Genomic DNA, 11,222 nt, shown 5'->3' with positions numbered 1-11,222 from the left:
CGACGTTCCTTGCTCCGCTTGTCGTTACCGGAGTCCGTGCCGTTTTAAGACGTTTTGGAGGGAGCGCAGCACAGAACGTTGTACGAGCCGGGGGACGCGTCCCAGGTCTTCGCGGTACAGTCAACCGCAGCCTCAATCAAGTGGAGGGTTCGTCTCCTGATGACTGATTCGAGTTCCTCGATGGCGTCCTGGTCGACTTCGAGTATGTGGACGACCATCGGCTGCATCAACGCCCTTAGTGCGGGTGGAGGGCTTTAGGGACGAAGTTTCCGCTTCGATACCCTGCTCTATGAAGGCAGGACAGACGGGATTTGTGCAGGATGAAGCTCACAACACGGATTAGATCGGCTGCTGATGGGTGGCTTGCCTTGGAGGTCCTTGAGCTGCCCGGTCTAGAGGCGTATGCGAAAGCTTTTGAGGACATTCCTCAGGCAGTGCAGGCGGCGGCCGCTGCACTGACAGGCCGGCCAGCGGATAAGTTCGACGTCGATGTGAAGCTGTAAGGGATGCTGCAGCTATTTTCATTGGTGGTCGGAATCCGTTGCTGACCACGCCTTGGCTTCGACGAGGTCGACTGGAACACCCGACTGGACGTCGGCGACCCCTCCGGGAGCTGGACGTATCCGCCCGCGCTCGGTGAGGCCATGACCCCGGCCGCGAGTTCGTCGGCGAGGAACTCATCGTTCATGTCACCCCAAGGCCGGGGACTGGCTCACCTGTTGCTTCTGTTTCCTGTTCCGGCGCCGGTCCCAGCTCGCGCGCGAAAAGAAGGCCACTCGTACTGCATCGAGTGCGATGGATAGCACGATTCCGGCTGAAATGCCGGACGCTTTATGTGTCAGCGGTGGAGTGGGCCGTCTTGGTTGCCGCGGCAATGCCGTCAATGTCGACCGGCAGGTGCGAAGGTCCGCGCAGGAAAGGGCTCGGTCGGTAGGGTGGTGGGTCGGCGACCAGCCGCGGGTTCTTCAGTCTGCTGGCGAATGCGGTGAGGGCGATTTGGGCTTCGAGTCGGGCGAGGGGTGCGCCGAAGCAGATGTGGATGCCGCTGCCAAAGCCGAGGTGTTGGTTGTTGGGTCGGTCCGGGATGAACAGGTCGGGGTCGGTGACGTGTGCGGGGTCACGGTTGCCTGCGGCCAGGAGCATCGTGATGGAGGCGCCTGCGGGAATGGTCGTGCCGGCGACGTCGATATCGTCGAGGGCTGTGCGGAAGGGAAGGAAATGTACCGGGGGCTCGTAGCGCAGCAGCTCCTCGACCATCGGAATGGCCAGGTCGGGATCGTTGCGCAGTTTCTGAAGCTCCTGCGGGTGGCGTAGCAGTGTCAGCGCGCCGTTGGAGATGAGGTTCACGGTGGTTTCGTGTCCTGCGATGAGCAGGAGAAGCCCGGTGCTGACCAACTGGTCGGCGGGCATGCGGCCTTCCGGGCCGTCGCCCGTGGCCATCGCCGAGAGCATGTCATTGCCTGGTGCCTGCCGGTGGGCCTCGACTAGTTCTTCCATGAATGCGCGCAGTTCCTTGCCGGCCTCAGCCCTCTTCTTTTGTTGTGTTTCCGGATCGAGGCCGGGATCCGTGGATTGCAGGGCAACGTCCACCCAGACCCGGAAACGCTGTTCGTCGCCCGGGGGGACGCCGAGAAGTTCGCAGATCACGGTGACGGGCAGTGGATACGCAAGGTCATCGACGACGTCGATCCTGGTGCGGTCAGCCATGTTGTCGATCAGTTCGGTGACGATTTCCGTCATCCTTGGCTCCATTCCGGCGACCCGGCCCGGCGTCGTGGGCGGTCCGAAGTCGCGCATGGCGATCCGCCGGAATTTGTCGTGGTCGGGCGGATCCATGCTCAGGAACGTCGGAGTCATGCCCAGGATGCCCCCGTCGTCGTCATCGTCACCGGCGGCGCCAGCGGCTGCGGCAGCGGCAGCCGGGTTGCGGCTGAGGTCAGAACTTACCCGCGGGTCATGCAGCAGGGCGGCGATCTCCGCGTAAGTGCTGACGACGTAGCTTTCGTCCGGAAGCTTTGTCACCGGATTCTTGCGGAGTTCCGCGTAGAACGGGTAGGGGTTTGCCCTGTTGGAGGGATCGAGGATCTGCTCCCAGAGGGTGGCCTGGCTCATGGTGGAGGCTCCTTTATTCGTGGAACGCGGTTTCTGCGGTCCTTCGCGACGGCATGTCACCGGCGGCGAGGCGGGTTAATCTGGCGCGGCGTTCATTGGGATCGTGACCGGTCACGACGACTGTCGCGTCCTGGGTGGGGCTGGTTATTGGCCGGAACTTCGCCGGCACGGGCCGGGCATCGGCTGACTCGTCGACGTGGCTAAACGACGGCGGGAAGGGGGCGGCCTGCTCAATCAGCGGTTCGTAGAATTCGAGCCATTTGTTCTGGTTGAAGGCGACGGCCGCAACGATACGCCCCTTGTAGCCATAGACAGCGACGAAACGTTTCAAGGCCACCGATCCCTGGACGATGGCTACCTCATCGGCGACCGAAGGCACGCCGACGCTCTTGATTTCGGTGCCGAACTGGACGGACCAGAATTTTGGCATCGCTAGGTGCGGCCACCGTTCCGTCTCGCGGCTGACCATGTTGTGCGCCGCGACCTCGGCCTGGGAGATGGCGTTGCCCCAGTGCTCGACGGCGAGGTACTGATAGCCGTACATCGGCTGCGGGGCGCGCGCTATGTCGCCGGCGACGAAGACGTCATCGGTGACCAGGCCGTTCGCGTCGAAGGCGCGGCAACCGGTGTCGCATGCGACGCCCCATACGCCGCAGGCCAGGCCTGAATCTTCCAACCATTCGACATTGCGGACGGCGCCGAGCGCGGCGACCGCCACGTCCACCTCCAGCGTAGTGCCATCGGACAGGACGGCCCGGCGCAGCTGCCCGGTGGCGTCACCCTCAAGGGTCAGGACCCGGACACCGCAGCGCAGATCCACACCTTTCTCGAGCTGCAGCTCCCCGGCGACTGTGCCGATCACCCCGCCGAGGGCGGCAACGAGCGGTGCCGGGCCGGCCTCCGCGACGGTGACCTGCAGGCCGAGTTCACGGCACACGGAAGCGACCTCGCACCCGATGAACCCCGCGCCGATGACCAGCACCCTGCGTGGCCCCCGGGCGAGGAGGTCGCGCAGCTTCGCTGAATCCTCCCGCGTGCGCAGCGTGAGCACTCCTCTCAGGGCTGCCTCCGCTGCGTTGGGCCAGGGTCGGGCGCGCAGGCCGGTGGCGATCAACAGCTTGTCGAATCCGATCCGGGCGCCGTCGGCGAGGTGAAGCTGCTTCGCGGCCAGGTCCAGACTCGTGGCCGCTACGCCCAGCCGCCAGTCGGCGTCGATGTCGCGGCGGCGTGGCAGTGTTGTATCGTCCGACCGCGCGGACCCGGACAACAGCTGTTTGGAGAGGGGCGGCCGGTCGTAGGGTTGGTGCGGTTCCTGCCCGACCAGGGTCAGGGAGCCGGTGAAGCCTTCCTCCCGCAGCCGCTCTGCTGCGTGCAGCCCAGTCAGCGATGCACCGACGATGACGATCCGTCCCGTCTTCCTGAACGTTTCGGAGCCCTCCCAGTCGTCCCTGGCCGTGTCCGGTGTTCCCGCCTTGGTGCCCGGGTGCAGCGACCCGGTCTGTCCGTCCGCGTGTTCGAGTCTGATGGCCTGGACCGGACATGCAGCGGCTGCCCGGCGGATCCTGGTGCGCTGCGTCCCGTCGGGGTCGGGGTCGTAGGTGAGTGCCTCGTCTCCCTGGATGGTGAAGACATCCGGTGCGAGGAAGGCACATTGTGCGTAACCCTGGCATTTATTGAGATCGACGACGATCCTCATGCCGGTTTCTCCGTCCTGCCGGCTTTCCTCTGCCGTGGGGCCGACGCCTCGCCCGATTCGAGCGGGCCGCTCATCTCAGAGCATGGAGGGGGTCCGGGAAGGCGTCGATTCCATTCACGATCAAGTGAATTTGAGTCTAGACCCGGTGCGCAGCCAGCGGAAGAGTGTGCAGTTACTGCATATTTCTTCCAACTGCACTATCGTGCGTGGCCTGCTTTGACGCAGGGCGCCGAGTGTCCTTGGGGTCTGTTCGCTGATCGGCAACGACCCCGCGGACACGCTCCTGTCGCACCTGCAGGACATCAGATGCTGGATTTCGCGCCCACCCTTCTGTGGGCAGGATTATCCTGTGGTCATGCTTATCGCGTTCCTTGGCCGCACGTTGCCCGCCGGCCGGGCATCCCGGCACAACCCGATCGTAGCGCCGTGTTCCGAGTAGGGAGCACACCATGGCTGTAGACGGGTTACGGGAACGCAAACGGGCGGCTACGCAGGCCGCGATCGAACGCGCTGCGATCAATCTCGCACTTGAACACGGCTACGACAACATCACTGTAGACATGATCTGCGAATCCAGCATGGTCTCGCAGCGCACCTTTTTCAATTACTTCGGTTCCAAGGAAGGCGTCATCCTCGGGGTGATCCCGCCACTGCCCTCCGATCAGCAGATCGACGCCTTCGCCCGGAAGGCGGGAACGGACGTGTTGGGAGACTTCCTGACGTTGGTCGTGGAGTGGCTCCTGGACCAGGAGCCCGACGCCGACGTGGTCATGGCCCGCCGGACAGTGATCATGCAGACTCCGGAACTGCTGAACAAGCAAACGGCGCGGATGGCCGAATTCGAGGAGCAGTTTGTCGCGATCGTCCATACCCGCTACGAGGCTCAGGGACGCGACCGGGCTGCCGATCCAGACCTCGAAGACGAGGCGCGCATGGTCGTCTCCCTGAGCACCGGCGTTATGCATTACGTGATGCGTCAGCGGTTGAGCGCCTCGCCGGCGGCCTCCACGTCGGAGCTGTTGCGCAGGTCCATCAAGCTGATCCACCGCATCACGAACGATGCGTCGCAACCCCAGAACCGCATGGCACCAAAACCACGATCGATACGCTCCCGAACGCGCCGGTAGCTGGCGCCGATGCGGCGTCCAAGCGCCACATCCTGCTGATCTTCGCCGGCTGGCCTGTTCGTGGCGGAGGGAGTTAATGGGTCTCGGCTTGCTGCGCGCCAGGTTGGGAGGGTGGCGGCCGATGAAGGCGATGGCTCCTGGACCAGGAGGCTGACACCGCGGCTGGGTTCCAAGGGGAGAGGGCAAGGATCTGCAGGCCTTCGAGCTATTCGGAGCGGTCCCGGGAGAGGGCGCCGCTGATTGCAGCGCCCTGTCCGACAGCGGTGATGAACGGATGAAGTTGCCGAGGAAGCCGGTTACTGGTGCTCCTGTGCTGAAGAACACAAAAGACTGATGTGCCGCCCATGCCATGGCGTTCATCAGGCCTAGCTTCGCGGGCCCTTCGCCGCATCGCTGCGCGGAATTTCAAGTATGCATTTGTGCAGAAAATGCATTCATGCAATTATCTATGCATGACCAAAACTGCGACCCCCTCCCTGCGGGAGCGTCGGAAGGCCGAAACCTGGACTGCCCTCCATGAGGCTGCCGCGTCGCTGGCTCTGGAGCGTGGCCTTGAGCACGCGACGGTGGGGGCCATCGCCGACAGTGCCGGCGTATCATCCCGGACATTTTTCAACTATTTCCGGGCCAAGGAGGATGCCGTCCTGGGCCTCCAGGAGCCTGTACTGGATCCGCAGCTGCTGTCCCGGATGTCCCCCGGCGTTGATCTGGTAGGGCAGGTTTCGCGGCTGCTGGTGGCGGTGGCGCGGACGGCTCTGGGGAGCACTGACGCGCTCCGACGCCGTCAGCTCATGGCCGCGTATCCCCATCTGGCCCAGCGTCAGATGGAATACATGGTCAAAGCCGAGGCACTGGTCTGCGAGGCCGTGGCCAGCGTACTCGCCAGCGATCCTTCATGGGCTGCCGGAGACGAGGGATTCGGCGCTGACGATACGGCGCGGATGCTTGTCATGATCGCCGGCGTCCCCGTCCGATTCAATCTCACCTCCGCGGGCTACGACCCTGTCAGGGGCCTCAGACCGCAAGACCTTGATCCCTCCCTGGCCCTTCTTCGCCAAATTCAAAGGAAACTTTTATGACTAACATCCCTGCCCGCCAGGCCGCGACGGCCGAGGGAAAGCAGCACATCATCCTGCTGTTCGTCGGGCTGATGCTTTCCATGCTCCTGGCCGCGCTGAACCAGACAGTGCTCAGCACCGCGCTGCCCACGATCGTGGGGGAGCTTAATGGTGTGAGCGACATGCTCTGGGTCATTACCGCGTTCATCCTCGCCTCAACCATCACGATGCCGGTTTACGGCAAGCTGGGCGACCTGATGGGCCGCAAAGCCCTTTTAATGGCCGCGATCGTGCTGTTTATGGCCGGTTCCGTGGTCGGCGCGCTGGCAGAGAATATGGGTGTTCTGATCACCGCCCGTGTCATCCAGGGACTGGGTGGAGGTGGCCTGATGATCCTGTCGCAGGCGATCATCGCCGATGTTGTTCCGGCCCGCGAACGCGGCAAATACATGGGCGTCATGGGTGGCGTTTTCGCTATTTCTTCCGTTGCCGGCCCGCTGCTGGGCGGCTGGTTCACCGAGGGCCCGGGGTGGCGCTGGGTCTTCTGGATCAACATTCCGCTGGGCCTGCTGGCACTGGCCGGCGCTGCGTTCTTCCTCAAACTCCCCAGGCGCAGCGGGAAACCGCGTCTGGATCTGGGCGGCATGGTGCTGATTGCCGTTGCGACGACCTGCCTGGTGCTCTTTGCCACCTGGGGCGGGAGCAAGTATGAGTGGAACGATCCCATCATCCTGGCTCTGATTGCCGGCACCATCGTGGCGGCCGTGGCTTTTGTCCTCGTTGAACGCCGCACGGCCGAGCCGATCATTCCCCTGCACCTGTTCAAGGACCGCAACTTCAACCTCACCACCATCGCCGGCCTGCTGATTGGAGTGGCGATGTTCGGCGCCATCGGCTACCTTCCGACGTATCTTCAGATGGCTTTCAGCGTCAACGCCACGGATTCGGGACTGCTGATGATCCCGATGATGGGCGCCCTTCTCGTCGCCTCGGTCGTCTCGGGTCAGCTGGTGTCCAAAACCGGCCGGTACAAATGGATGCCGATCGCCGGCGGAGTCATCGTGGCGGCGGCATTGGCTCTGCTCTCCACCCTCAAACCGGAGCAGCCGCTATGGGAGATCTGCGCCTATCTGGCCGTCATGGGCCTGGGCCTGGGCCTGAACATGCAGATCCTGGTCCTGATCGTCCAGAACTCCTTCCCGCTGCGGGAGGTCGGCACGGCAACAGCATCGAACAACTTCTTCCGCCAGATCGGCGCCACCCTGGGATCAGCTGTCGTGGGAAGCCTCTTCGCGAGCCGCCTGCACGACCTGCTGATTGAACGCCTCCCGGCAGCGGCCGCCGGCGGCGGGGCGCCAGGCGGGTCCAACTCGCTGACGCCGGCAGTAGTCAACGCCCTCCCGGCGCCGATCAAGGAGGCCATCATCTCCTCCTACAACGATGCCCTGACGCCCATCTTCGTCTGGATGGTTCCCCTGGCGCTGATCGCGACCGTGCTGCTGTGCTTTGTTAAGGAGAAGCCGCTGGCCACCGCCGTTGAACACGACGTGCTGTCAGAATCGATTTCCGAGGGCAACATCCTGATCACCGCCGACGACGCCGAAGACGACGCCCCTGCCCAGGCGGCCAGCTCCGGCCGCTAAAGTCCCTGACACCTGCCCGCAGGTTTGCACGCCGTGCAAACCTGCGGGTAGGCTTTTTCCATGAGTGTTTCTCCGGGCACGGTCCGGTCCGTCCAGCCCGGATGGGAAGCGAACAAAACCGCGACCCGCAACGCCATTGTGGACACGGCGTTGAATCTTGTCCGGGTCAAGGGCCCGGGCCGGTTTACAGTGGACGACATCGCCGCGGCCGCCGGGGTGTCACGGCGGACTTTTTTCAATTACTTCCCCAGCCGTGAGGCGGCCCTGGTGGTCAACATCGAGGAGTTCCTGGACCATGCGGCGGACCAGTTCCTGGCCCGCCCTGCCGAAGAGCCGCTGGTCGAGTCCATGTACGAGGTGCTGACCGCCCTGGCGGATCCGATCCACCTGGCCGCGATGGCCGAGGTGTACGGCCTGGCCGATACTGACGCGCAGATGAACCGGTTCCAGCTCCAAGGCTGGGAGAACTGCGCCGAGAGGCTGGTCACCGCTATCAGTCAGCGCCCGGGAGCGGATCACGATCCCCTGTATGCCAGCGCCCTGGTCGGCTCGGTGCTCTCCTCAGGGAAAGCCGCACTGTCCCAGTGGTACCGCCGCACCGGCGGTGATGTTACCGAGGAGTCCCTGACACTCCTGCGCCAGCTCCTGGTCGACGTGGTCGGATACCTGCGCCACGGCTTCACCCTGTAGTCCAACCTATTAATCCCCCCCTTTTATCAGAACGGCTGAAATCCATGGCATCCATGCTTTACCACTTGGGCCGGTTGGCCTATCGTCGCCGCTGGTGGGTCCTGGCGCTGTGGATAGCCGTGGTGCTGGGCACCGGTGGCGCCGCGGCCGCGTTCCACGGCACCATGAGCAACAACTTCAGCATTCCGGGCACCGAAAGCCAGCGCGTCCTGGACCAGCTCGAAGAGGAACTGCCAGAAGCAGCCGGAGGCAGCGGCGCCGTGGTCTTCCATGCCACCTCCGGCACTTTCACGCCCGACCAGGAAAAGGCCATCGGAGATGCCCTGGAGCGGCTGAAGGACATTCCGGAAGTCCAGTCAGCTGCCAGCCCTTTCGAACTGCAGAACCAGATCGACGCCGGAGCAGCCCAGCTCGCCGAGGGCAAGGCCCAGCTGGACGCTGCCGGGAAACAAATCACTGAAGGCCGCCTGCAGCTGGACGCGCAGCAGGCCCAGTTGGACGCCGCTGCAGCCGCCGGGGTCCCCGGCATGGACCAGGCCCTCGCCCAGCTGAAAACAGCCCGTGAGCAGCTGGACGCCGGTGCGAAGGAAATCGCCGCCAACGAGGAAGCTCTGGCCTTAGGCCAGCGCAAGCTGGATGCCTCAGCCGGGATGCGGACCGTGTCCGCGGACCGAAAATCAGCCGTCACACAGATCCAGTTCACCCAATCGATCTACGAAGTCGCTCCCGAAGTCCGTGAAGAGGTGAAGGAAACCATCACGGCTGCCTCCGCCTCCGGGGTGGAGGTGTATCTGAGCCAGAGCATCACCCAGGATGTCTCAGAAGTCCTCGGCACAGCCGAAATCATTGGTGTGGGCGTCGCGGCCCTGGTCCTGATCGTCATGCTCGGAACCCTGGTCGCTGCCGGCCTGCCGCTGCTGATGGCCATCATCGGCGTAGCCGTCGGTGTCGGCGCCACGTTTGCGCTCTCCGGTGTGATCGAAATGGCATCCGTGTCGGTATTCCTGGCCCTGATGCTCGGACTCGCTGTCGGCATCGACTACTCACTCTTCATCGTCAACAGGCACCGGACCCAGCTGCTGCACGGGATGGCCATGGAGGAATCCGTGGCCCGGGCCACGGGTACGTCAGGAAATTCGGTGCTGTTCGCCGGGCTGACCGTCGTCATCGCCCTGGCCGCCCTGGCCGTACCCGGCCTTCCGTTCCTGACCATCATGGGCCTGGCAGGTGCCGGCACCGTCGCCCTGGCCGTGCTCGTCGCCCTGACCCTGACCCCCGCAATGCTCGGATTCATCGGAACCCGAATCCTGTCCAAACGGGCATGGGACAAGGCACGTGCCGCGGCTGCCGCCGCTGCCGAGAAAGCGACCCGGGCCGGGACATCGGCCGAAGCCCTGGAAGAAGCCGAGGACCAGGAACACAGCCGCCACGGCTGGGGCGCGTTCGTCACCCGCCATCCCATCATCGTTCTCACCGTGACGGTCCTGGCACTGGCCATTACCGCCCTTCCGGCGGCCCAGCTCCGGGTAGCCCTGCCCGACGGAGGCACCGAGCCGGTGAACTCCGACGCCTACAAGGCCTACTCCACCCTTGGCGAGTCCTTCGGCGAAGGCGTCAACGGCCCGATCATCGCCGTCGGCAAACTCCCCGAAGGGCTAAGCGCCGCCGAATCAGAGAAACTGCAGTACGACGTCGCGGACCGGCTCCGGGACGTAAAAAACGTCACCGCCGCCCTGCCCGCCCTCCTCAGCGAGGACGGCCGGACCGCGATCTTCCAGGTCATCCCGGCCGAGGGGCCGGCCAGCGCCAGTACCGAACAGGTCGTCGCGGACCTGCGCAGCGCCGCCGCAGACATCGAAACGGACACCCGGGTGAGCATCGGCCTGACCGGCCAGACAGCAGCCAACATCGACGTCTCCGAGAAACTGTTCAACGCCCTTCCCCTGTACCTGGGCGTCGTCATCGGACTCTCCCTGGTGCTGTTGCTGCTGGTCTTCCGCTCCATCCTGGTCCCGCTGCTGGCAACGGGCGGGTTCCTGCTCTCCATGGCAGCGACCTTCGGCGCCATCGTCGCCGTCTACCAGTGGGGCTGGCTCGGCGAGATCTTCGGGGTCCACAACCCGGCGGCGGTCCTGAGCTTCCTGCCGATCATCCTCATCGGCGTGCTGTTCGGCCTGGCCATGGACTACCAGGTCTTCCTGGTCTCGGGCATGCGCGAATCCCACATCCACGGAGAAGACGCCCGGACCGCCGTCCGGACCGGCTTCAGCCACGGTGCACGCGTCGTGACCGCCGCCGCGATCATCATGACAGCCGTCTTCGCAGGGTTCATCTTCTCCGGACTGACCATGGTCCGCCCGATCGGGTTCAGCCTCTCCTTCGGCGTTTTGGTCGACGCATTCCTGATCCGGATGACCATCATCCCCGCAGCGATGCACCTCCTCGCCGAAAAAGCCTGGTGGATCCCCCGCTGGCTGGACCGCATCCTGCCCGACGTCGACGTCGAAGGCGCCAAACTACCGGCCGCCCCCGCCGCCACCGGACCGTCAGCCCCTGTACTGGTCAGCACACGCGACTGAGCAGGATCTCAGGTGCCGCCTTGAACATTGCCCCAGGCCGCTGTCGCTCAGGAAGGCACCTTTTCTGCCCTGCAGCAGGTCTCCTGTGGGCATGTTGCGTCGCGGGACCGCTGGAAAAGATTGGATCCGTAACGCATGATCCATGCCCCTTCCCGCAGCCGCGGGACTAAGCGGACAATGCCCTGCCGCTGTTTGGAAAAACCGCCGGACTTCCCTGCGCCGGACGCGGCAGGGAGCCCGACAGTTTTTCAGGCTACGAACTGTCGGGTCGCCGTAGCAGGCAGGACAAGCCCCAGGGAGGCAGGGGACTCAGCGTC

General features: G+C 64.4%; 7 protein-coding genes. 5 read left to right on the top strand and 2 right to left on the bottom strand.

Annotated features, from left to right (window positions below):
• Positions 1-831 precede the first annotated feature (831 nt).
• Together ABRP28_RS21590 and ABRP28_RS21585 are read right to left on the bottom strand one after the other, a co-directional pair.
• A complete protein-coding gene (locus ABRP28_RS21590; protein WP_104443590.1) occupies positions 832-2,112 on the bottom strand; it encodes a cytochrome P450 in 1,281 nt (426 codons plus the stop codon).
• Positions 2,113-2,125: 13 nt separating this feature from the next.
• Positions 2,126-3,808 carry an FAD-dependent oxidoreductase gene (locus ABRP28_RS21585; RefSeq protein WP_104443591.1) on the bottom strand — a complete coding sequence of 561 codons (1,683 nt, stop codon included), beginning with the start codon at positions 3,806-3,808 and terminating at the stop codon, positions 2,126-2,128.
• Positions 3,809-4,257: 449 nt separating this feature from the next.
• Between ABRP28_RS21585 and ABRP28_RS21580 the strand changes: the two genes are divergently transcribed.
• The 5 genes from ABRP28_RS21580 to ABRP28_RS21560 all read left to right on the top strand — a co-directional run bounded on the left by ABRP28_RS21580 (position 4,258) and on the right by ABRP28_RS21560 (position 10,905).
• Complete coding sequence (locus tag ABRP28_RS21580) at positions 4,258-4,935, top strand: TetR/AcrR family transcriptional regulator (protein WP_104443592.1); 678 nt, start codon at positions 4,258-4,260, stop codon at positions 4,933-4,935.
• 452 nt (positions 4,936-5,387) lie between these two features.
• Positions 5,388-6,014 (top strand): TetR/AcrR family transcriptional regulator, encoded by a 627-nt coding sequence (locus tag ABRP28_RS21575; RefSeq protein WP_238340858.1) that lies wholly within the window; start codon positions 5,388-5,390, stop codon positions 6,012-6,014.
• The gene (locus ABRP28_RS21570) at positions 6,011-7,636 is read left to right on the top strand and encodes an MDR family MFS transporter (RefSeq protein WP_104443594.1); all 1,626 of its coding nucleotides are present in this window, start codon (positions 6,011-6,013) and stop codon (positions 7,634-7,636) included. The genes ABRP28_RS21575 and ABRP28_RS21570 overlap by 4 nt, the downstream gene beginning before the upstream one ends.
• A 60-nt stretch (positions 7,637-7,696) precedes the next feature.
• Positions 7,697-8,326 (top strand): TetR family transcriptional regulator, encoded by a 630-nt coding sequence (locus ABRP28_RS21565; RefSeq protein WP_350004771.1) that lies wholly within the window; start codon positions 7,697-7,699, stop codon positions 8,324-8,326.
• A gap of 44 nt (positions 8,327-8,370) precedes the next feature.
• The gene (locus ABRP28_RS21560; protein ID WP_104443596.1) at positions 8,371-10,905 is read left to right on the top strand and encodes an MMPL family transporter; all 2,535 of its coding nucleotides are present in this window, start codon (positions 8,371-8,373) and stop codon (positions 10,903-10,905) included.
• Positions 10,906-11,222 lie beyond the last annotated feature (317 nt).

It is taken from the genome of Pseudarthrobacter sp. WHRI 8279 (assembly GCF_040224115.2).
In the GTDB taxonomy this organism is placed as follows: domain Bacteria; phylum Actinomycetota; class Actinomycetes; order Actinomycetales; family Micrococcaceae; genus Arthrobacter.
This window is presented reverse-complemented; position numbering and strand designations above follow the sequence as displayed.

Coding starts and splice junctions, on each gene's coding strand:
- ABRP28_RS21580 (WP_104443592.1), top strand. CDS start 4,258: ATGGCTGTAGACGGGTTACGGGAACGCAAACGGGCGGCTACGCAGGCC.
- ABRP28_RS21585 (WP_104443591.1), bottom strand. CDS start 3,808: ATGAGGATCGTCGTCGATCTCAATAAATGCCAGGGTTACGCACAATGT.
- ABRP28_RS21565 (WP_350004771.1), top strand. CDS start 7,697: ATGAGTGTTTCTCCGGGCACGGTCCGGTCCGTCCAGCCCGGATGGGAA.
- ABRP28_RS21590 (WP_104443590.1), bottom strand. CDS start 2,112: ATGAGCCAGGCCACCCTCTGGGAGCAGATCCTCGATCCCTCCAACAGG.
- ABRP28_RS21575 (WP_238340858.1), top strand. CDS start 5,388: ATGACCAAAACTGCGACCCCCTCCCTGCGGGAGCGTCGGAAGGCCGAA.
- ABRP28_RS21560 (WP_104443596.1), top strand. CDS start 8,371: ATGGCATCCATGCTTTACCACTTGGGCCGGTTGGCCTATCGTCGCCGC.
- ABRP28_RS21570 (WP_104443594.1), top strand. CDS start 6,011: ATGACTAACATCCCTGCCCGCCAGGCCGCGACGGCCGAGGGAAAGCAG.